Origin of the sequence: Curtobacterium sp. MCPF17_021 (assembly GCF_003234605.2) — a bacterium.
Lineage (GTDB): Bacteria > Actinomycetota > Actinomycetes > Actinomycetales > Microbacteriaceae > Curtobacterium > Curtobacterium flaccumfaciens.
Window position 1 is genome coordinate 29,788 of record NZ_CP126253.1, and the last position, 19,107, is coordinate 48,894.

A 19,107-nucleotide genomic window follows, 5' to 3' on the forward strand; every position below is an offset into this window, starting at 1 on the left:
CCACCGGAACGGAAGCAGATCAAGCCAGTTACGGCACGTAACTGTATAGCTTGCTCCCCACCAACACGGCGCCGAGCGCCTTCACGTGCGCAGCACGGCCTGGTTTCAGCAGGGACGGCACGAGCATCGCGAGTCCGATGTTCGGCGGGCGTCGAAAAGTGTGTGACCTTGCGCGCGTGAGCCCGTCTTTCACTGGATGCATGGCAACCAGATACGACCTCGACGACATCACCCGCCGCGCTGAAGAAGCGCACCAGCAGCGCCTCGCAGCGCTCCGCGACACCGTCACCGCAGCCGACGCAGTGGCCGACGCCGAAGCGCAGCTGCAGCAGCTGCGCTCAGACCTCGACACCGCTGTCGCTCTCGCCGTCGACGCGGGGTGGAACGAGTCCGAGCTCGCCAGCTTCGGACTGCCGACGGCGTCGCCGAAGCCGGCGAAGAAGCGCACCAGCACCACCCGGCGACGTAATTCCAGCGGCAGCGCGGCAACGACCCCGGCGCGAGAGATCTCTCGAGCAGAAGACGCCGACACATCCGATCAGGCAGCAGACCAGGCCGCCGCGTAGCGGTCGGACCACAACCGAAGGAGCAGCCCCATGTCTGACCCGCAACCCCGCACCGGGTTCCTTGCCCGGTTCCGTCGACAGAACCGCGCACCCATCGCCACGCCCGCACAGAACGAGCGGGCAGCCGAACAGGCGTCCTCGCTCGCCGACCTCGCACGCTCCGACGTGGACCTCGGCCGGAACGCCGCCGAACGCATCCGCGACGATCTCGCCGCAGGCAGGACATCGCGGGACCAGGTCACCGCGGCCGCGGCCGAGCGCGCAGCCGCGCTCGACGACGCCATGCACAACCTGACCGTGAAGACCTCATCACCGACAACGACCGTGCGGATCGCAGCGGAGGCATACGGCGAGTGGCAACACACCTCGCCCGCGGTTGCTCAACGCGCGGTGAACCTGTTCACCGCAGCACACGAAGACGCCGGCGTCGCAGCCGCGGCGCCCCTCGGGGAGATCGCCGCAGCAGCCGACAGTGACCGGTTCAACGACCGTGCCGTCCGCGGCGTCGAGTTCGGGCTGCGGAGCTCAGCAGCCACACAAGACGACCTCGCATCCGGAGTCGTCGAGACGGCAGACCTCGACGGGTATGCCGATGGCGTGCGGGACCACGTCAACGCCGCTATCGACCGTCTCGAACACGACCCCGGCAGCGCCGCAAGCGCCGTCGAGCTCGCAGCGAACGCGAACGCCGAGTTCGGTTCCGCCACCAACGCCGAAGCCCTCTACGCGGCCGCACACGAAACCGCCGGCACCTCCCCCACCGCGCCACTCGGCGACGTCCTCACCGGAGTCATCGACCGCTGGTCCGCCGCTGACGAAGCGGCCACCGCCGAATACGGGCAGCTCGGGAGCGAACAGGCAGCCGCCGCTACGGACGTCGACAACCCGCGCACCAGCACCGGTGAGCTGATCTCCCTCGAGGTCGACCAACACATCGAGCAGATGACGCAGACCTGGGTCGCGCTCGCCAGCGAGCCAGGTCGTGAGGTCGAAGCGCACAGCGCGTACGCCGCCCTCCTGACGGAGGTCGACAACCTCCACCTCGACGGCACGTACCTGGATCCCCGCGCCGCGACCGGCGACCGGGCGGACGCACTCCCCACCCCTGTCCCGGAAACAGTCGTCGAACACCTCGGCGACCTCGAATCGCAGCTCCGGTTGTTGGAAGACCAGGCCACGATCTACTCGGGCAACGCAGGGCCCGAATGGTTCGACGGCGAAGAACCCACACCGTCCGACCCCGCACGCGTCGCCGCCGCGCAAGAGCAGGCCGACAGCGTGCGTGCGGAACTGCACCAGCAACTCGACGAGCACGGACTCACCGGCACGCAGTGGGACCCACGAACCCCCTACACCGACACTGCGCTCACCAGCCCCGGCGACCCGGTCTCCCTCGAGGTCGACCAACACGTCAACGCTCCGCACGCCCCGAACGAGACACACGCTGCACCGTCGACCACCGACACCGCTGCTCACGCAGTGGAGCAGAAGTCCGTCAGCTCGTACCCGATGGATGTGGCGTCATCACTCCGGCACGCGGCGGCCTCACACGCCGATCCCGCAGCGCCATCAACAGGGCCGTCCCGTCCGACATCGTCCACGCAGCGCGGCGGCGGTATCGAACGGTGATCAAGATTCGCACTCGCGGCGGCCAGCAGCTCGCCATCGTCGGCTCGCTGCTGGCCACCGCCGCGACCGCTGCACTCCTCGCACCCGTCATGCACCCCACCGACGTCGCCCCAGCGCCACCCCACTCGCACACAGCACGTCCGACGGAAGCGACACCATGACGACGAAGACCGACAACGGGTCCCTCGGCCGCGGCACACACGCCTGGGCGCAGCGCCGCACCTTCCCCACCCCGCGGACGATCGACCGCGTGGGAGTGGCTGTGACGTCCGAACGGTGCGGAAGACTGCAGCCGTGACCGTGAACCCGACCGTGATCATGCGGTGCGACCACCCCGGCTGCACCGCAACGCTCGTGCCGGCCTACGACGGCGAAGACATCGACGGAGTACGCCTCATCGCCCGTGAGCAGTCCTGGTTGCCCGCGAACAGCACTGAGGGCCGGCACCGTGGATTCGTCGACCTCTGCCCCGCCCATAGCAGCTCCACGGCGCTGTGGAGCGAAGCGGGCGACCGTTAGACGTCGTCTGGTTCGTCCCAGTGCAGGAGCCTGGTCGCGGCGCCCTGGTAGCGACCCTTGTTCGCATGGATCGCGCAGTCGTGGTTGTCGTGGTCGTACGCAGCCCGGTAGTACCTGTCGGCGTCGAAGTCAGCGGCGTTGTACGCATTCCATGCTGCATCGACCTCCGCCTGCCGAGACTCGTACCCCCACCGTTGCCCTTGACGGAAGACCGCCCACTCCCTCGCGGTGAACTCCCCCATCGGGATCTCGGCGTCGCCTCGGTCTGCTGGTGGCGCGGCGAGCTCGTCGAGGTTCGCCGGAGCTGAGAACGCATCGACGAGTGGCTCGCCGCTGCGTGCAGGGGTCGCCACGTCGCGCGCGAACTCAAATCGGCGTTGGTCCGTCATGGTCTGTCTTCCATCGACGCCACGGTCATATGGCCGCCTGCAGCAGGACGGCGAACGGTGGGAGGAACGCCACGGCGGCCGCGACGAACAAGACAGTTGCCGCGGCAGGCACTGGGACACGTACTGCTCGCGCTTCCTGGACGGACAAGGAGCGCGGCGACACCACCGAGCGCGAGCAACACCGCGACGACAAGGAAGACCCAGATGGGTACTTCTCGCCCCAGTGCTGAGACGGTCGACGTGAGCTCTGCTGCAGTGTTCATCGTTCCAGTTTCCTCAATCATGCGCGGGCGCCGGCGTACTGGGGAAACATGCGGTCCATCGTCGCTTCGTGCCGGGCGGCGCGGTCGTCCTCGCCGCGGGTCCGGGAGATCTCCGCGAACGTGGGACGGTCCGGCTCGGCCGGGGCGGGTCGGCCGGGGCGGGTCGGCGGCACATCTCGGCGTAGTACCGGTCGGCGTCGTGTTCGGCTTGCTCGAGGCGGGCCCGCAGCGAGGCGACCTCGGCCATGAGCGCCGGGGCGGCCATCTGGAACCCGACCATGTAGCCGGCCTCCCACACCTGGCGCTGCTCGTCGGTGAGTTCCCACTCGCGAACACTCTCGGTCGGGTCCGCGGTAGCGGCGTCGATCGCTCGGAACGCGGCCACGGTGTCGCCGGCGTAGAGCTCGTCGACGGCGTCGCGGGTGGACTGCTGGATGGCGTCGGGGCGGAGGGTGGTCGGACGCTCGAGGGTCATCGTCATCACGCGGCCGCGCTCGAGGCGAGTTCGCCGATCTTGTCGGGGCGGAACCCGCTCCAGGACCCGGTCTCCGTGTCGGTGACGACGATCGGGGCGTTGGTGCCGAGGGTGGTCTTCCACTCCTCGATCTGCGCCTGGTCGACGTCGTCGAGGATCACCTCGGTGTACTCGATGCCAGCGGAGTCGAGAGCCCGCTCGGTTGCCTTGCACATACCGCAGAACCCGGACTTGGTGTAAACCGTAATGCTCATCGAAATCACCTTCCGAAAGATTGTGATGCGTGGGGGCCCCTCCCCCGTTGCATGCTTCTATTCTATAACGCGCGGGCCTATATCGGTAGCCTTTGTCGTACATTCTTCTCCTATTTTTCTGCCGGTCGGCACACCTGTCGCCAACCTATGCATCTGCATTGTTGGGAACCAGAGCATGACATTTACGAATGGTCTCGATCTGGTATCTCATTTGTTCTTCCTCTCCCTCTCGTTTTTTGCCGTGAAGGCGACTTGTCGCCGCTAGGACGGGAGGGTGTAGTGCAACCCGAAGGGCGGAGGGGGAGAGAAATTTCGGCGCGAAATAAGGGAGCGAAGCGACCGCGTGCCGAAAATCTCGGAGGATCCGGCGGCTTGCCGCTTGCGCGGAACCCGGACGGACGTGCGCTGCCGAAGGCTTCACGGCAAAGAAACGGGCCGCCAGGCCCAGACAGTGCCGGCGAAGCCGGTTCCACCCGGAGCGAAGCGACTCCCGGCCCCCGGCCGGAAGCTCTGGACGCACCTCGTTCCGGCGGGTCCGGCAGAGCGTGGGCCGGTACGGCTGGCAGCATCCGGGGCATGAGATCTCGCCGCGGCGCCCGGAAGGGCCGGCCCAGGAATCAGGGCAACCCGATCGACGTCCTGCTCGAGCACGAGGACACCAGTCCCCCACTATCCGCACCCGCCGACGTCGACCACGTCCTTGGTCGGTCGATCGAGGTCGTGCACTCGTTCTGGGTGCAGCCCGCGGACCTGGTGCCCTGCGACGTCGACGGGTGCACCGATCCGGCGGAACCGGAGGCGTGGGAACCGGTCGACCTTGACACCGGCGACGAGCTGCCGGGCCGGTTCTGCGACGAGCATCAGCTCGCCTGGATCACCCGCCCCCGTGCGTCGACGTCGACTACCGGGGATCTCGTCTCCCCCTGAGCGCTCTTGATCGCGGCGCCGCTTTGCGGCGCCGTCGCGCTGCGAGCTCCGTCGAGCAGCGCCGGGGTCGGGGAGGGGGCGGAGCCCCTTGCCGCGGCGGCGGAGCCGTCGCGCAGCCCACGGACACCAGAACCAGGATGGCGAGACGTTTTGCGTATCGCGGGTACAAAAAGCGTAGTCGATGGGCGTGGGGGTCGCTGGCTGCGGCCCCCACACCGGTTCACCTAGTCGGTAGCCGTGTCCGGTTCGGCGTCCTGGTCGGCGTTCTCGGCTGCTTCGATGGTGGCCGGGGCCTCGTCGTCGGCTGATGCTGCACCGGTGACGATCTGCTCGACGTGGGAGAGCGTGTAGCCCCACGCGACCAACTGGTTGAGGTACGGCACCGCCACGGTGTCCGCCATGCTCCACCCGTACCGGCCGACGTTCGTTTCGACCTCGGCGAGGGCGAACGCGAACGCGACGTGCTGCGCCTTCCCGGGCCGCTTGCTGGCCCACTCGGCCGCGTCGGCGTCTTCGGGGACGCCCAGCAGGTCGGTGACGCGAACCCCCTGGCCGTAGTAGTAGTCCCGGGTCCCGACGATCAGGACGGATGCGGTCCACCGTGCGGCGTCCTTCGGGAGCGTCTTCGAACCGACGAGTCCGGCGAGCCAGGTCCGGCGAACCTCGCGTGCGGCGGTCCACTCATCCGCGAGGCGGTTGTCCCGCTGGCGGCGGGCTTCCGCTGCTTCGACGGCCGCGGCGTGCTCGGCTTCCTGCTCCGGCGTCAACTCGGCCGCGGGGCGGTCGTAAGGGTGCCGGGCGGTGTGCTGCTCCGGGGTCGTGCACACCGCGGTCACGGACGCGCTGTCACCGGTCGGCCGCACCAGCACCGCGTGCCCCTGGCAGGCGGTGTGGGCGTCGGGTTCGATGGCGGCGAGCATGGCCCGCGGGTCGTCCTCGGGCACCGGCTCGTCGGACAGCGTGTCGAGGTACTTCCACCCGGTGGCGTCATCGTCCAGGACGGTGATGCCCTGCTCCCGGGACTGGTCTGCCACCTTGACGGCTTCCGCTTCGGCGATCTTCCGGTTGCGGTGCTGCTGGGCGACGAACTGCAGTTCGTCGTCGTAACCCTCGCTGATGTACTCGTTCAGTTCCGCCGTGGCGTCCTCGTCGCCCTCGAACTCGGCCAGCAGCAGAGCCGCGTCGAACGACGCCTGACGGTCGACCACCGCGGCGGTCGCGGCCGCCGACTTCGCCACGGTGAGCGTCGCCTTCACCTGCTCCTTGTCGGTGCCAGTTTCGCGGGCGATCCCGACGACGGAGAGTCCGGCGAGTTCCAACTGCCGGTAGGCGTTGAGCCGGTCCCCGTCGGTCAGCGCGGTACGGCGCTCGTTGGCGACCAACTGCTCCACGATCCGCACTGCGGTGCTGTCGTCACGGGCCGTGACGAACACGGGGACGTTGACGGCTGCCTCGCGGGCGGCGAGGACGCGCATCTGGCCGTCGCGGACCACCACGGCCCCGTCAGTGTTCCGGTAGCCGATGGTCGGCAGGAGCACCCCGTGGCGCTTCACGGAGGCCAGGAACGCGGGGTCGAGGTCGGCCGCGGTGCGGACGTTGTTCTCGATCACCACGTCCGCGGCGGGGACGCGCACCAGGTCGATGCCCTCGGCAGCGGTGGTGGTCTGGGTGTTCTCAGTCATGGTCATGTCGTTTGCTACGCTTTCCGGTAGTGACCGGGTGCGGGTCCTGGCAAGTAGTGATTGTCGGGAACTCCGCACCCGGTCTTTTCTTGTGGGTGGGACTGCTGGGTGTTACTGCTGGCGGAGCACTGCGGTCAGCGTTTCTGCCCGGGTGAGCGCCGCACGTGCGTGCTGGAAGGCGCGCATGACGGCGGTGTATTGATCCGGCGACAGCGACCGGGTGTCCCCGGCTTCGTCGTAGGTCAGGAACAGGACCGTCCCGTACAGCGGCGACGCCGCCTTGGAACGCCCGAGGGCGACCGCTGCGACGGTGGCGAGGTCGTTGCACTCGCCCACGTACATGCCCTCGTCATCGATCCACGCGTCGATCCGGCCGTCGAGGCGGACCACGTCCACCAGGCGGCACCCGATCTGCTCCCGCGTGCCCTGCAGGGTGGACTGCGCCGCGTTCACGACGACGCCTTCAACGGCACCATCTGCGGTCGCTCGAATACCCATCAACTTCATTTCCTTCTTCCTCTCCCTTTCGTTGTTTGCCCGGGAAGGCACGTAGTGCCGATAGGACGAGGGGCCGGGGTGCAAGCCCAAAGCGGCGACGCTCCGAGAAGTTTCGACCGGCGCCGTCCATTGACGAAGGAGATGAGCACGACGGCGCCGGTCGAAAGTTCTCGCGTGCGGCGGTGGCGACGGCTTGCGGCCCGGAACCTCGTCCGTACAATCGCCGAAGGCTTCCCGGGCAAACAACGAACCCCTTGGGGTTCGACAAGCACTGGCCGGCTTGCCGGCTCCCCTCAGACAAGGGCAGTCCGCCGAAGGCGGCCCGCTCAGACCAGAACAGCGCCGCCGGCGGTCCGCTGAGATCCTGCGTGCTCGAGGAGCTCGCTGGCGCGCAGAGGCCGGGGAGGTATACCCGTCGCCGCGGTCGCGGCCTGGCTGCTTCCCTACTCGATCAGGACCGCGCCACTAGTCACGGCAATCGCCTTCGAGGTTCGTCCTGGTGGTTCTTGGGTACGTTCGAATCATGTCGATTGCCATCCCGGAGTCCGGGATCATCACGCACCGTCCGATGCAGATGCCAGCCGCTCGTGGGCCGCTCAGCGCGGAGATTGTGCGTGTCCTGTCGGGTGATGTGCATGCAGAAGCTCTGCTCGAGGTTGCTCAGGACGTTGTCGCGAACTCTCCCGATGTTGTCCGGGACGAGGATCTGCAGCTCGCCCTGTTCGTGTTGTACGAGCTCCACTACGGCGGGATCAGCGGCGTTGACGACCGGTGGGAGTGGAATCCGGCACTCATCGCCGCACGCACCGTTCTCGAGGACGCGTTCGAGGCCGCTCTCCGAGACCGTGTGCCCGTGCCCGAGCGCCCCGACCCGACCTCCGCAGCTGTGAGCGCGTGTCTCTTCGAGCTGACGGCGGCAGACGCAGGCCCGAGCGTCTCCCGGTACCTCGCGCGCAAAGCAACGAAGGAGCAGGCGCGCGAGTTCCTCGTGCAGCGGTCGGTGTACACACTCAAGGAGGCTGACCCGCACAGCTGGGCGATTCCGCGCCTGTCCGGTCGTGCGAAGGCGGCACTCGTGGAGATCCAGTCCGACGAGTACGGCGGCGGTCGCCCCCACCGGATGCACAGCGCGATCTTCGCGCGTACCGTGCGCGCTGCCGGACTCGATGATGCGTACGGCGCGTACGTCGACCAGGTCCCCGCGATCACCCTCGCTGCCGTCAACACGATGACCCTGTTCGGACTGCACCGACGCCTTCGCGGCGCCGTCGTGGGGCACCTCGCAGCGTTCGAGATGACGTCGTCGATCCCAAGCAAATTCTACGCTGACGGGTTCCGACGGCTCGGATACGACTCGGATGCGACGTGGTACTTCGACGAGCACGTCGAAGCAGACGCAGTGCACGAACAGATCGCGGGAAGGGACCTGGCCGGCGGCCTCGCCGAATCCGATCCCGAGTTGCTCGATGACATCCTCTTCGGAGCGGCAGCGTGCCTCACCGTCGAGGGCTGGGCCGGCGAGCACATGCTGACTGCCTGGTCCGACGAGCGAACTTCGTTGCTCGCCCCCATCGCCGGATGAGCGACACACAGCCCTCGTCTGGTGGGGACCACCACGACGACGAAGTATCGATCGTCGCGTACCCGAACGGCCCGTTCCTCGTGCGGGGTCCCGTCAGGTTCACGACCCCCGACGGCGAAACGCTTCCGCCGGGGCGTCGGACGGTGGCCCTCTGCCGCTGCGGAAAGAGCATGCGCAAGCCGTTCTGCGACGGCACGCACAAGATGATTGGATTCGTCACCGAACCGGAACCGAGGCCGGAACAGGACTGATCCCAGACCGCGTGCTCCGCCCAGTGGCACGGCACGCGATCAGGGAGTGGGCGCGGACTCACGTGCTCCGGCCGAGACATTCGGCGCATGCCGACTCAGCCGTTGGGAGCCTCGACATCGGTTTGCGCAGGCGGCCGCTATCCGCGGACACGTCCGCCCTGGGCGTTGACCCACTGTGCTGAGTGGTCCACCTGCTGGCGGGACAGGCGTGTCGTCGTGCCGCAGTTGCTGCACTCGACAAAGTAGGACGTCTTGAGTGAGAACAGCGGAACGAAGAACAGCGTTACCTTCTGCTGCACACGCATGACTCGCTGCGCGGCCGCTACTCCGCAGTGTCCGCATACGAAGGACACCACGAACAGGATCGAGTTGACTGCGCGGGATCCGAGGATGAGGAACATGTATCGAGTGAATCACTCGATACATGTTCACCAGCGATGCTTCTGAGCAAAACAACCATCCCCAGCAAGGCTCAACAAGCGCACGCCGAGTCCGCCGAACAGACGCAACCCCCGGCCAGCGGCGGACCACGTCCGCTGCCCGCCCGCGTGGAGCTCGCGCACGACGGGCAGGAAGAAGGCCTCGGCCTGTTGGGGGAACAGACCGAGGCCGACTGCGCGGAGGTCTCGGAAGACCATCACGCGCATGGTGCTCGAGTGCGTTGGGGGAACGACCCGAGCAGAACCAACGATAGGTCCACACTGGACGACAGGTGTTGGATTTCGCTGTCAGCTCACGGGGGCTGCCGCGGTGTCCACGCGATGCTTCACCGCCGCACGCCAGACCCACGCCGCGGTCTTCGCCTGGCCGCTTCCCCACTCGATCAGCGCCGCGTCGTCAGTGGCTGCGATCGCAGCGCACCGCACCCGGATGTCGCGACCGTGAAGCGTTCGGATCCATGCCCACACCGGTCGCGGCGGATCCACATCGACCACGGGCCTGCGGCGTGCTTCAACGGGAAGCGACACTCCCTCCGGCGGCCGCCACCGGTCAGAACGACGCCGCGCCATCACTCTCCCCCTGCATCAAGCACCTCTGACAGCCAGACACGCCAACGACGACGTGTGCTGTGGGGTGAGAGTTGCATGCGGTTGAGGGTAGGGGCGTCCGCCGACGTCGCCGGGCGTGAGGGACGATAGCGGCGTGGCAATTCATCCCGCGATCGTTCTCACCTGCGATGGGTATCAATGCGGCGAGAAGCTTGCGCTGATCGGCCCGAACGCCGTGAGCTACCGCGGTGCGCGCAGTCACGCGGAGTCGTACGGTTGGGATTGCTCAGCCGAGCACGTGGACTGGTGTCCGAGCTGCCGTGCCGCGCAAGCATCGTTATGAATCGCTCGTTTCATAACAGATCATCGCAACGACGCGGGAACGCGGCCCCGTGGCGACCTCGCTGTGACGGCCGGGGGACGTCGTTCCGGCGCCGGCAGTTCTAGAACGCACGGATGCCGAAGCGGCGGGTCACGGTGAGGAAGTCAGGGTTATCGAGCGTGATCGGCGCGGTGCCGGTGACCGTGAGGTCACCTGAAGCACGGTCGAGCCAGAACGCTCGGCACCACGAGCCGCCGAACTTGCTTCCGAAGTGGATGCCCATCGGCTGGGAGCCATCATCGAGGCTGGCGTCGTGGACGATGTCGGCGATGGCGGTGGTGAGGGCTCGATCATCGCTGCGCAGCGCGGCGGTCGTGAAGGTGGCGTAACCGCCGACAAGAAGGTGCGTTGTGAGAATCGGCTCGAGTGCGCTGATCGAGTCGGGATGCTCGACGTCAACCAGCCAGCCCGCCGCAGGCTGGCGGACCAGCAATGCGGCGCGGTCGTCTCGCCACGATCGGGGCAGCGCTCCGGTCTGCATGAAGGACCGCTCCTCCCAGTCAGCCGCGACGTCGACGAGGAACTCTTCGAGCGTGAGTCCTAACGCGCGAGCATCGACCTCGAGCGCGCTTCCAGTCCCGAGCGGCAGCTTGAAGCTCGAGAGGACCTCCGCCAGCGCACCCGCGCGGGAGCCCGCGGTGTAGAGCGTCTCGGTACCCACTGCGTCATAGCGCCCCCAGCTGGAGCGCTCAGTGTGGTTGTCGCCGGTGTCGTGGCGAGTCGGCGCGGATATCGGGGCGTAGGTGTTCTTCGCAATGCGGTGCCCGATGTCACCAGTGCATGGAAGCAACCGAAGCCCGGTCGCGGCGCATGTCCGCGGTGCACGGACGGTCACGCGTCGACAGTGCCGTCGATGAAGGCCTGCGCGGCACGGCCGAGCTGAGCGGCATCGTCATCGCGGATCGCGGTCAAAGGCGTGCGCTCCCCGAGGAAGGGGTTCGCGCCGATGAACCAGGCCCGAGCGACATGGGCTCCTTCGTGCTCGGCGACGACACCCCACGTCCTCGACATCAGCCGGAGACGGCGTTCGAAGTCGGCGCCGGGCCGGGGCCCATCATCCTTGGCCCACTTGATCGGAAGCTTGCGGTCCTTGCTTCCCGTCGCAGCCGCCACCAGCGTCGGACCGAGCGCACCATTGAGCTCCCGGACGAGCTCGTGGATGTCAAGCCGCGTGACTCGACCGTGCTGAACCTCGGTTGCTACCGTCATGCCACCAGTCTTACACCCATTGCCCTCAAGTGCCAGGGTGCGGTTACGGCCGCGAGCTCTCCCACTTCGGCATCCGCGAGTTCACCAACGCACAGGCCGTTTGGGCGACCTCCACGAAGTGGCCCAACGACACGGGGCGGGAATCCGGTTCGACGCTGCAGGAGCGGACCGGGTCCACGCCCCTGTTCGTGCGTCCAAGAGTTGCAGGACGTCGACGGTGTGCCGATCTCAACCGAGTGAGGGGAGGACGCGGGTGACACCATTCATATGAGCCCCGGGCACCCGTTGATCAGTCACGGCGGGCCGCCGCAAGCGGTTGTCCAACAGGCTGTTGGACAACCGCCCTGAGGCGCATCACCGCACCTGCTGCTTCAGTTCAGCAAGAGCAGCGGCATACCCGGATACGGCTGGTGAGCAATCAGACATCACCATTCAGTCTGCCCAACCAGCCGATGGGAAGAAGAACGAACGAACGAACGAAGCGTTCTACCGGATCCGCTATGCCAGGGTGGAGAGGATCCCCAAGCGAAAGGCGACCTCCCATGGCGCAGAAAGTCACCACGCACCTCGTCGACGACCTCAGCGGCGACACCATCGAAAACGGCAACGGCCGCACCATCACGTTCGGTTTCGACGGTGCGCACTACGAAATCGACCTCACCGAGGACAACGCCGACGCGCTCCGCGAAGCGTTCTCCGACTACGTCGTCGCCGCCCGCAAGGTCAACGGCCGCTCCGGCCGCACTAGTGCCGGCAGCGCGCCGAAGCGCGGGAACTCGGAAGAGCTTGCGAAGATCCGCGAATGGGCCAACTCGAACGGCTACGAGGTCTCCTCCCGCGGCCGCATCAGCCAGGCCGTTCGCGACGCATACGACGCCGCGCACTGACGCCACTCCCCCAACGAAACAACCGGCCACCTCTCGAGGCGGCCGGCTGTTCTCGTTCACGCCGATACGGCGGGATTGTCAGACGGTGAGCACCCCGCGTCACGGACCGCGCACTGAAGAACTCTTGAGCTCAACTACGAGTGTCCCCTCGGCCTGAACACCGACCGCAGTGTCCGTCAGTCTCCCGTCGCCACCCCGCCGCACCTATCAGGGACGAGAGGTTGCACTCAAGCCATCAGTGATCCTCTTCGTCTCGTCTGCGAACCAGGACATTTTGCGCGCCCCAGTGCGCCAGTCATTCAACCCGGTCATGACAGCGGCCGTCACATTCGCAAGTTCTTGATCGCGTCTACCAACGTCCACGCCGACCGTTCTCGCGATTGTTTCTGTGAGCACGGCCCACGCCCAATCCGCGACCGGACGTTCCTTCGCCTCCAGTAGCCAGGCAAAACGCCAGGAATTTGCCAGCATTTTACCCATGTGATCTGCATCAATTGACAACCCACCCCGAAAAGCTTGGCGAGCATTTTCCAGCGTCTCCATCAAGTGTTCCAGGCATCAATGCGTCGGGAAATGCGGTCTGCTTTGCGCTGGGCGCGCTGCTGGAGCCAAAACAGTACAAGTACGCCAGCGATCGAAAAAGCGCCACCCACCACACTAGGGGTGACCGCATTGACAAATTTGGCCAGGTCCTCTGGATTGCCCCAATTCATAAGAGGAGCATACCCGAGACGATCAGTCCTTCTCCCCGGAGACGTCGCGCATCGCGCGAGTTCGATTGATTCAAGGCGCCAGGGTGGGCTAGGGCGCTATGTTGCGTGGGACTTCGGATTCATCTGAGGCCAGCGCGAACGGCCACGAGGGCTCCTTCTGCAGCCGCATCAGCCAGGCCGAGCGCAACGCGTACAACCCATACACTGACGCCACGCCCTTTTACGAAACAGCCAACCACCCCTTCGAGGTTGCCGGTTACTCTCGCTCACGCCGAAACAGCGCTCTTATGCCACCTGCAGATTCGAGACGCGCTAAATAGTCCATGGCAAACCCTTGCGGACAGGAGGTCCGCTCACAGGGTGAACCTTGATACATCTTCCCGCGTGAAACGCCTTCGACTCCTCGCTATCGCGGAGAACGCCGAAACGCGTACTGAATCCTCGAGAGGCATCTGGACGGCCTGCTCCCTGATCCGCGGGTCGACCCAGTCCAGGAACGAGTTCACCCATTCAACTGCGGTTTCGTCGAACCGGTCCCACGGGGGGTCCATGCGATCTATACCTGCTGTCATGTCGACACCATCTACAAGCAGCTCAACCTGCAACCCTAAGCGATCGTGGACATACACTTCCCATCGCACGAGGCTTGGGCAGTGGGCGTCGACAAAGTTCGAGACGCTAGAGAAGTGCGTGATGTCACCTCTGGATCCAAGAAGGTCGTCCATCTTTTGCGCCGCGCGTTCATCAGGGTTGATCACGGTCACGCTCGGCGATCGAACGGAAGACGCCACCCACTGTCGAGCAACGAGATCACCCTCTGGAAAAGAGTATCCTGCAACTATGAGCTCGTCCGCGCTTTGCAGGGCCTGCGCCCCCGCGGCCCACTGCGCTCTCAGTGATCGATTGAAAAAATATGGACCTTTAGAATATGTGGGAGGGACGATCAGGGGAACAAGATCATCATATAGGTGCTGATAGCGGGGTGCTTGCTGCCGAAGAGGCTGGTGAACTGCATCCCAACGCCTACCTTCTGAAGTCATCACAATCGGGTCATTTGGCGGTCCTTCGAGTCCGCTGAATGACCAGTTTATAGAGCCATGCAGTTTATAGATCATAGGAATAAGACCTTTGGGTTCATCCGGCCCGAGAACCAATCCCGAAGAAGGTGCCGTCCGCGTCGACAGCGGGGCGCCGTATAAATCAGCCCAAGTACTTGTGCGCCGAAGCAGCGACAGGCCCCTTTCAAGTAGAGTGTCGTAGTTGAAGGTGAAAAGCGAGGCCTCCCTGTCTGACATCTCCCACACAAATCTGATCAACCACTCAGGAGGGGTGCTGGCAACCGCGCGCTCTTCCGCATCCATAATCTGTTTGTTTATCTGGTCAGATAGACGAAGGAACGTGGATCGATTTGCATAGTTATCAGCCGCACTAAGCCACGGCTGGTCGACGGACAAGAATGACATCCACTGCTCGAGGTCATTCCCGAACCGGGAGAGGGGACCAAGGTCAATGTCTCCTTCTGAGACCGCATCGACAAGTTCGCGCATCGTTGGCATCGTTGCGGAGATTGCACGCGAGAATCCAGACCCTAAGATCACAGACGTCGTCATTAGCGGACCACTTTCCTTCGCACGACTGGTCGTTAACGTGCATCAAGTCGTCGGCGCTCTTCCCCGACAACGCCTCAACTTAGCGGTTGTAAGCGCATCAGCGACAGCCCGGCGGCCCCGTGGTGTATGGGTATACCCCAGTGCTACATGGCCCCGCCTGGTCGAAACGCGTGGTTTTAGGGTGCTGTTTCATACTTCTGCGACAGGAGTGTGCGAGGGTCTAGGAGTGGTGCAACACAAAACGCAGATCGTCGCCTACGTCCGGGTGAGCTCGACCGATCAGAACCTCGACCGACAGCTCGAGACCATCGGCGACGTCGACCGCGTGTTCGAGGAGAAGATCTCCGGCGGCGCACGCACCGACCGCTTGGCCCTGGCCGACTGCATCGGATACGTCCGCGACGGCGACATCGTCCGGGTCGCATCCATGGACCGGCTCGCCCGCTCCCTCGGAGACCTGCGCGACATCGTCGACGAGATCACCGCCAAGGGCGCCTCGGTCGAGTTCGTCAAGGAACAGCAGACCTACAGTCGCGACACCGACGACGCCATCGGCCGGCTCATGCTCAACCTCCTCGGCGCCTTCGCCGAGTTCGAACGCACCCTCATCCGCGAACGCCAACGCGAGGGCATCCGCATCGCCAAGGCCGCCGGCAAGTACAAGGGCCGCAACCGCAAGCTCACCGACGCCCAGATCACCGAAGCACGCCGACTCATCAGCACCGGTGTCCCCAAGACCACTGTCGCTCGAGGGCTCGGCATCGATCGCACCACCCTCTACCGGATGCTCGCGACGCCCCTCTCCCCCACCGTCCCAGACGCACCCGTCGGCGACGTCGCTGGCGTATAGCGTTTAGCGCCCCTTCACCGGGCTTTTTTGCGGGACAGGCATACGGCAATACCCCTGGTCAGGCAGGAGGAGACAACGGAGCCCGCTCAGGGCGACAGTCGTCATGTAGCGGTGAACGACCGGCTTACGGAACATCGCTGCAGGTTGCCGGTGGACTATCCCGGGGGGGCAGCCACGGGAGGAGGGCCGTCGTCGCGATGAAGAACATCACTGCCGGGTCGACGGGCCTGCAGCTAGTGGGCGACTTCAGTGGTGATGAGATCGAGCAGCCGCTTCAGCGTCGCCCGTTCCGCTGAGGTCAACTGAGTCAGCAGCTGGTCCTGCGCCGCCGCGAAAGCGGGGTCAAGCCGCTTGAGGAGCTCCGTCCCCGCAAGCGTGTTCTCGAGCAGGTTGCGTCGCACGTCTGCGGGGTCAGGACGCCGTGTGACCAAGCCGAGCTGCTCGAGCCGCGCAGCGTAGCCCGATAGGTCTTTGCGGTCGATCCGGACGCGACGGCCGACTTCGGCTTGGCTGAGCGGACCAGCCGCCTCGAGCACGGCAAGGATCGGGTACGCCGCCTTCGGGACGCCGGCCTCGGTGGTGATCTCCGACACGACGCGAGTTGCTCGCGCCGCAGCCTCGACGAGCAGCCAGCTCGGAAGCGAACTCAGTCGCTCCGGAATCTCCCGCTCAGCCATGTTCTCCACGGTAGGCGAAACTCCCTCTCCCATGTATCGTTGGAACTCCAACGTTGGGATCCCAACAGTAAGAGAGGCTTCTCATGTCAAGCACACCGTCGGACATCATCTCCCGCATCTTTGCTGCCATCGACGACCACCGCTTCGACGATCTCGTCAGCATGTACGCGAGCGACGTGGAAGCCACAACGGTCATGGGTGTCACTGTCGGCGCCGACTTGGTGGTCGAGCAAGTCCGCGCCGTTCACGAACCGATCGCCGCCACGCAGCACCTCGTCTCGGGCGTCGTGGCCGACATCGCGGGAAACCAGGCGGAAGTTCGCGGCAATGTCACTGCGATCTTCTGCGACGAGGCGCACACGCCAGCGTTCGAAGGATCGAACGTCTGGCGCGGTCGCCTGATCCGTCACGGCGACATCTGGCTCGTCACGTCGTTCTCCATCAACCTGGTGTGGGCGCGCGGAACGTTCCCCCAGCTGCAGGCGTGACCACCGCGAACCTCCCCGACTGTCGTGCCTCACCACTCCGTCTTCAGGCATGGCGGACCCCCTCTCACTGATGGTCCGACCGACGTCCGTATTACTTCGAGCGGGTCGTTGGGAGGATCCCGCGGCCAGCGGTCGCACGGCGTGGTTCGTCACCAACTCGTCCGAGGTCCGGGTCCTGGTAGCCACAGCTCGGTAACGGATCGGTTTTCGAAAGAGCAAGCTCGCCTACTCAGATGCCGCACTGGATCGATGCCAAGCGGTTCCCCTCGAGCGCGACGCTCACAGCATCGTGGGAGCTCCACGTCGCGGAGGCAACGCCCGCCGACTGACGTCGTCACATCACCGTCAGGTCGTGTCCCGGCCCCTAGGCTCGCGGACATGAGCGTCGAGACACGTCCTCCCAGAACCGTCGTCACAGGCGTCGCCTCCGGCCTGGTGCTGATGGCGGTCTTCTCGCTCTGGTGGGCGAGCGACACCTACACCGGGTGGCCGACTGCGGCAGCGACCGTCGTCATGGTCGTCAGCGCCGCCGCGGCCGCGGTGTTCCTCGTGCAGGCGGTCCGGCTGTTCGTCGCGGGACGTCGTTTGTCGACGGTCCTCAGCGCCTCGGACCAGGCCCGGAAGCCGAATAGTGCGTTGTTCGGTGCTGTGTTCGGCGCCGAGGGAGTCCTCATCGGGACCGCCGTCGGCGTCCTCGGGGCGAACGGCCTCGACCGGTTCATCGTGCCGACGATCGCCGTGATCGTGGGCCTCCACTTCTACCCGATGGCGCGCGTGTTCCGGCGGTCCATCGACAATTGGATCGCGACGTGGACGACCCTCGTGGGCGTCGCCGGCGTTATCGCGATCATCGTCGACGCAGCGGGCTGGTCGCTTGCCTGGTCGTGGGTGGGGCTCGGTGCCGCGCTCGCGACGCTGTCGTACGGCATCTACATGACCAGCTTCGGACAGCAGCTCCTTGCGCGGGCTGCCGCCGGGTCGGAGGCGGTCGCCCCCACCGCGCACCCGACCACCCAGGGGTGACCCGACCGCGAACCGTCACAGAGGCACCCGGCGACCCGGCCACCCGCTCATCCGGTGGTTGCGTCCACGGCCTCCACTGCGGACCGCACGTCGTCGTCATCGGCCGACCAGTTGCTGACCGAGACCCGCAGAACGTCCAGCCCGCGCCACCGCGAGCCGGACATTCATACCGCCCCCCTCGGCGATGAGCCGCGCTGTGACGGCGCGGGTGCGCTCGTCGAAGCCGAACATCTGGCACATCTGGTTGAACACGACGTCGCTGACGCCAGGGAGAGCGCCCCGAGCCCGTCCGACAGCACCCGGGCGCCGAATCACTCGACAGTCCGCTGCGAACGTCGAGCGGCAGCACCCGCTGAACGATCCCCTTTCGGTGAGCAAGGCGCAAGGTCTAGCGCTTGTCGGCGACGGCCCATTGGACGGGGTGCTGCTCGCGGGACGGATTCGGAACTCGGGATTGCCTTACCGCGAACCTGAGGAGTGTTTCGAGACGAGGTCGGTGTCAGGGGTGGCGAGGTCACCGTCGGGGGTGATGAGAAGCTGACCGGTGAGGATCAGGTTCGCGGTATCCGCGGTGTCCTCGCCCCGGGTGGTGGCGTGTGCCCCGATCAAGAGATAGGCGTCGGCGGGTGCGAGCGCGAGCTGGGCGAGCACGACGCCGGCCGCTTGATGGATGGCTCGTTGGTGGAACCGGTGCCGGGAGCGGTCGTTGTGGCGGGTGATGACGCGTTGTAGCAGCCATCGGCTGATGGTGCCGGCGAGGACCCTGGCGGCTTCCGCCTGCACCGGGTGCACTTGCAGCGAGCTTTGTGCGTACACGTCGACGGCGCCAAGGAGGAACGGTCCGAACCGGAGGGGCACGGCGAACAACGCTCCGACCCCCGCGTCATTCGCGGCCGGGAGAAACAGGGGCCACCTGTCCGTCGGGTGGTCACGGACGTCCGGCTCGAGAACTGGACGGTTGTTGTGGAGCGCGTCCCAGCAGGGGCCTTCGCCGAGGCTGAACTGAAGCTGGTCGATGTGGCCAGCGCGGCTGTCGGTGGCCGAGATGGTTTCGTTGCCGGCGAGGTCACCGTACGACGCGACGGAGGCGCCATCACCCGGAACCAGGGTGAGGAACCGGGTTGCAAGCTCCGCCCCGGGCAGGGAGGCAGCTGCGGGGACAAGGGTAGATCGTGGTGCATTCATGACGTGCTCTCTGACGCCAACTCACCGGGGGCCGGACGGGAACGTCCAGCAACACCCCA

Annotated in this window: 23 protein-coding genes; 10 read left to right on the top strand and 13 right to left on the bottom strand. The window is 65.9% G+C overall.

The features are described 5' to 3' along the window. Positions 1 to 200: 200 nt before the first annotated feature. The 3 genes from DEJ29_RS18135 (at position 201) to DEJ29_RS18145 (ending at position 2,714) form a co-directional block, all read left to right on the top strand. On the top strand, positions 201 to 566 hold the full coding sequence (locus DEJ29_RS18135) for a hypothetical protein (protein WP_111095717.1): 366 nt from the start codon (positions 201 to 203) through the stop codon (positions 564 to 566). A 30-nt stretch (positions 567 to 596) separates the two neighbouring features. Continuing rightward, on the top strand, positions 597 to 2,195 hold the full coding sequence (locus tag DEJ29_RS18140; protein WP_111095718.1) for a hypothetical protein: 1,599 nt from the start codon (positions 597 to 599) through the stop codon (positions 2,193 to 2,195). Positions 2,196 to 2,489: 294 nt separating this feature from the next. Then, positions 2,490 to 2,714, top strand: a complete 225-nt coding sequence (locus DEJ29_RS18145; protein WP_111095719.1) for a hypothetical protein — start codon at positions 2,490 to 2,492, stop codon at positions 2,712 to 2,714. On the opposite strand, the gene DEJ29_RS18150 is transcribed toward DEJ29_RS18145, so the two are convergent. The 3 genes from DEJ29_RS18150 to DEJ29_RS18160 form a co-directional block, all read right to left on the bottom strand. Next, a complete protein-coding gene (locus tag DEJ29_RS18150; RefSeq protein WP_111095720.1) occupies positions 2,711 to 3,103 on the bottom strand; it encodes a hypothetical protein in 393 nt (130 codons plus the stop codon). The genes DEJ29_RS18145 and DEJ29_RS18150 overlap by 4 nt on opposite strands. Positions 3,104 to 3,379: 276 nt before the next feature. Further along, positions 3,380 to 3,847, bottom strand: coding sequence for a hypothetical protein (locus tag DEJ29_RS18155; RefSeq protein WP_284174412.1), 468 nt, complete (start codon positions 3,845 to 3,847; stop codon positions 3,380 to 3,382). Beyond that, positions 3,847 to 4,095: a glutaredoxin domain-containing protein gene (locus DEJ29_RS18160; RefSeq protein WP_042539574.1), complete on the bottom strand. Its 249-nt coding sequence runs from the start codon at positions 4,093 to 4,095 to the stop codon at positions 3,847 to 3,849. Before DEJ29_RS18160 ends, DEJ29_RS18155 begins: the two co-directional genes overlap by 1 nt. 576 nt (positions 4,096 to 4,671) lie before the next feature. Between DEJ29_RS18160 and DEJ29_RS18165 the strand changes: the two genes are divergently transcribed. Continuing rightward, positions 4,672 to 5,022, top strand: a complete 351-nt coding sequence (locus DEJ29_RS18165) for a hypothetical protein (RefSeq protein WP_146248393.1) — start codon at positions 4,672 to 4,674, stop codon at positions 5,020 to 5,022. 224 nt (positions 5,023 to 5,246) lie between these two features. Here the strand turns inward: DEJ29_RS18165 and DEJ29_RS18170 are convergent, their stop codons facing one another. Both DEJ29_RS18170 and DEJ29_RS18175 read right to left on the bottom strand, forming a co-directional pair. After that, positions 5,247 to 6,710, bottom strand: a complete 1,464-nt coding sequence (locus DEJ29_RS18170; RefSeq protein WP_181438263.1) for a ParB/RepB/Spo0J family partition protein — start codon at positions 6,708 to 6,710, stop codon at positions 5,247 to 5,249. Between the two features lie 105 nt (positions 6,711 to 6,815). Continuing rightward, positions 6,816 to 7,202, bottom strand: coding sequence for a DUF3846 domain-containing protein (locus DEJ29_RS18175; protein WP_284174413.1), 387 nt, complete (start codon positions 7,200 to 7,202; stop codon positions 6,816 to 6,818). 523 nt (positions 7,203 to 7,725) lie between these two features. Between DEJ29_RS18175 and DEJ29_RS18180 the strand changes: the two genes are divergently transcribed. Both DEJ29_RS18180 and DEJ29_RS18185 read left to right on the top strand, forming a co-directional pair. Continuing rightward, complete coding sequence (locus DEJ29_RS18180; protein WP_258376006.1) at positions 7,726 to 8,784, top strand: iron-containing redox enzyme family protein; 1,059 nt, start codon at positions 7,726 to 7,728, stop codon at positions 8,782 to 8,784. After that, the gene (locus DEJ29_RS18185) at positions 8,781 to 9,035 is read left to right on the top strand and encodes a CDGSH iron-sulfur domain-containing protein (protein WP_111095725.1); all 255 of its coding nucleotides are present in this window, start codon (positions 8,781 to 8,783) and stop codon (positions 9,033 to 9,035) included. Before DEJ29_RS18180 ends, DEJ29_RS18185 begins: the two co-directional genes overlap by 4 nt. 137 nt (positions 9,036 to 9,172) lie before the next feature. Here the strand turns inward: DEJ29_RS18185 and DEJ29_RS18190 are convergent, their stop codons facing one another. The 3 genes from DEJ29_RS18190 to DEJ29_RS18200 form a co-directional block, all read right to left on the bottom strand. Further along, a complete protein-coding gene (locus DEJ29_RS18190) occupies positions 9,173 to 9,436 on the bottom strand; it encodes a zinc-ribbon domain-containing protein (RefSeq protein ID WP_111095726.1) in 264 nt (87 codons plus the stop codon). Positions 9,437 to 10,467: 1,031 nt separating this feature from the next. Further along, positions 10,468 to 11,241 (bottom strand): RES family NAD+ phosphorylase, encoded by a 774-nt coding sequence (locus tag DEJ29_RS18195; protein ID WP_111095728.1) that lies wholly within the window; start codon positions 11,239 to 11,241, stop codon positions 10,468 to 10,470. After that, entirely contained in the window at positions 11,238 to 11,615 is a 378-nt protein-coding gene (locus DEJ29_RS18200) for a hypothetical protein (RefSeq protein WP_111095729.1), read from the bottom strand. The genes DEJ29_RS18195 and DEJ29_RS18200 overlap by 4 nt, the downstream gene beginning before the upstream one ends. A gap of 542 nt (positions 11,616 to 12,157) precedes the next feature. On the opposite strand from DEJ29_RS18200, the gene DEJ29_RS18205 reads away from it, so the two are divergent. Then, positions 12,158 to 12,502 carry a histone-like nucleoid-structuring protein Lsr2 gene (locus DEJ29_RS18205; protein ID WP_111095730.1) on the top strand — a complete coding sequence of 115 codons (345 nt, stop codon included), beginning with the start codon at positions 12,158 to 12,160 and terminating at the stop codon, positions 12,500 to 12,502. 207 nt (positions 12,503 to 12,709) lie between these two features. Here the strand turns inward: DEJ29_RS18205 and DEJ29_RS18210 are convergent, their stop codons facing one another. Beyond that, entirely contained in the window at positions 12,710 to 13,045 is a 336-nt protein-coding gene (locus DEJ29_RS18210) for a hypothetical protein (protein ID WP_146248394.1), read from the bottom strand. A 523-nt stretch (positions 13,046 to 13,568) separates the two neighbouring features. Continuing rightward, complete coding sequence (locus tag DEJ29_RS18215) at positions 13,569 to 14,762, bottom strand: SIR2 family protein (protein ID WP_181438264.1); 1,194 nt, start codon at positions 14,760 to 14,762, stop codon at positions 13,569 to 13,571. Between the two features lie 289 nt (positions 14,763 to 15,051). On the opposite strand from DEJ29_RS18215, the gene DEJ29_RS18220 reads away from it, so the two are divergent. Further along, complete coding sequence (locus tag DEJ29_RS18220) at positions 15,052 to 15,675, top strand: recombinase family protein (protein ID WP_258376007.1); 624 nt, start codon at positions 15,052 to 15,054, stop codon at positions 15,673 to 15,675. A 233-nt stretch (positions 15,676 to 15,908) separates the two neighbouring features. Here the strand turns inward: DEJ29_RS18220 and DEJ29_RS18225 are convergent, their stop codons facing one another. After that, positions 15,909 to 16,352 (bottom strand): MarR family winged helix-turn-helix transcriptional regulator, encoded by a 444-nt coding sequence (locus DEJ29_RS18225; RefSeq protein ID WP_181438308.1) that lies wholly within the window; start codon positions 16,350 to 16,352, stop codon positions 15,909 to 15,911. An 83-nt stretch (positions 16,353 to 16,435) separates the two neighbouring features. Between DEJ29_RS18225 and DEJ29_RS18230 the strand changes: the two genes are divergently transcribed. Both DEJ29_RS18230 and DEJ29_RS18235 read left to right on the top strand, forming a co-directional pair. Next, the gene (locus DEJ29_RS18230; protein WP_111096133.1) at positions 16,436 to 16,840 is read left to right on the top strand and encodes a nuclear transport factor 2 family protein; all 405 of its coding nucleotides are present in this window, start codon (positions 16,436 to 16,438) and stop codon (positions 16,838 to 16,840) included. A 378-nt stretch (positions 16,841 to 17,218) separates the two neighbouring features. Continuing rightward, positions 17,219 to 17,863 (top strand): hypothetical protein, encoded by a 645-nt coding sequence (locus tag DEJ29_RS18235; RefSeq protein ID WP_146248422.1) that lies wholly within the window; start codon positions 17,219 to 17,221, stop codon positions 17,861 to 17,863. A 96-nt stretch (positions 17,864 to 17,959) separates the two neighbouring features. Here DEJ29_RS18235 and DEJ29_RS18240 read toward each other — a convergent pair whose 3' ends face one another. Both DEJ29_RS18240 and DEJ29_RS18245 read right to left on the bottom strand, forming a co-directional pair. Further along, on the bottom strand, positions 17,960 to 18,115 hold the full coding sequence (locus tag DEJ29_RS18240; protein WP_181438306.1) for a hypothetical protein: 156 nt from the start codon (positions 18,113 to 18,115) through the stop codon (positions 17,960 to 17,962). Positions 18,116 to 18,322: 207 nt separating this feature from the next. Then, positions 18,323 to 19,048: a GAF domain-containing protein gene (locus DEJ29_RS18245; protein ID WP_111096129.1), complete on the bottom strand. Its 726-nt coding sequence runs from the start codon at positions 19,046 to 19,048 to the stop codon at positions 18,323 to 18,325. Positions 19,049 to 19,107: the final 59 nt, after the last annotated feature.

Excerpts from the sequence above, each read along its gene's own strand:
- DEJ29_RS18135 (WP_111095717.1), top strand. The coding sequence starts at position 201 with ATGGCAACCAGATACGACCTCGACGACATCACCCGCCGCGCTGAAGAA.
- DEJ29_RS18140 (WP_111095718.1), top strand. The coding sequence starts at position 597 with ATGTCTGACCCGCAACCCCGCACCGGGTTCCTTGCCCGGTTCCGTCGA.
- DEJ29_RS18150 (WP_111095720.1), bottom strand. The coding sequence starts at position 3,103 with ATGACGGACCAACGCCGATTTGAGTTCGCGCGCGACGTGGCGACCCCT.
- DEJ29_RS18155 (WP_284174412.1), bottom strand. The coding sequence starts at position 3,847 with ATGACGATGACCCTCGAGCGTCCGACCACCCTCCGCCCCGACGCCATC.
- DEJ29_RS18160 (WP_042539574.1), bottom strand. The coding sequence starts at position 4,095 with ATGAGCATTACGGTTTACACCAAGTCCGGGTTCTGCGGTATGTGCAAG.
- DEJ29_RS18165 (WP_146248393.1), top strand. The coding sequence starts at position 4,672 with ATGAGATCTCGCCGCGGCGCCCGGAAGGGCCGGCCCAGGAATCAGGGC.
- DEJ29_RS18170 (WP_181438263.1), bottom strand. The coding sequence starts at position 6,710 with ATGACCATGACTGAGAACACCCAGACCACCACCGCTGCCGAGGGCATC.
- DEJ29_RS18175 (WP_284174413.1), bottom strand. The coding sequence starts at position 7,202 with ATGGGTATTCGAGCGACCGCAGATGGTGCCGTTGAAGGCGTCGTCGTG.
- DEJ29_RS18180 (WP_258376006.1), top strand. The coding sequence starts at position 7,726 with ATGTCGATTGCCATCCCGGAGTCCGGGATCATCACGCACCGTCCGATG.
- DEJ29_RS18185 (WP_111095725.1), top strand. The coding sequence starts at position 8,781 with ATGAGCGACACACAGCCCTCGTCTGGTGGGGACCACCACGACGACGAA.
- DEJ29_RS18190 (WP_111095726.1), bottom strand. The coding sequence starts at position 9,436 with ATGTTCCTCATCCTCGGATCCCGCGCAGTCAACTCGATCCTGTTCGTG.
- DEJ29_RS18200 (WP_111095729.1), bottom strand. The coding sequence starts at position 11,615 with ATGACGGTAGCAACCGAGGTTCAGCACGGTCGAGTCACGCGGCTTGAC.
- DEJ29_RS18205 (WP_111095730.1), top strand. The coding sequence starts at position 12,158 with ATGGCGCAGAAAGTCACCACGCACCTCGTCGACGACCTCAGCGGCGAC.
- DEJ29_RS18210 (WP_146248394.1), bottom strand. The coding sequence starts at position 13,045 with ATGGAGACGCTGGAAAATGCTCGCCAAGCTTTTCGGGGTGGGTTGTCA.
- DEJ29_RS18215 (WP_181438264.1), bottom strand. The coding sequence starts at position 14,762 with ATGCGCGAACTTGTCGATGCGGTCTCAGAAGGAGACATTGACCTTGGT.
- DEJ29_RS18225 (WP_181438308.1), bottom strand. The coding sequence starts at position 16,352 with ATGGCTGAGCGGGAGATTCCGGAGCGACTGAGTTCGCTTCCGAGCTGG.
- DEJ29_RS18230 (WP_111096133.1), top strand. The coding sequence starts at position 16,436 with ATGTCAAGCACACCGTCGGACATCATCTCCCGCATCTTTGCTGCCATC.
- DEJ29_RS18235 (WP_146248422.1), top strand. The coding sequence starts at position 17,219 with ATGAGCGTCGAGACACGTCCTCCCAGAACCGTCGTCACAGGCGTCGCC.
- DEJ29_RS18245 (WP_111096129.1), bottom strand. The coding sequence starts at position 19,048 with ATGAATGCACCACGATCTACCCTTGTCCCCGCAGCTGCCTCCCTGCCC.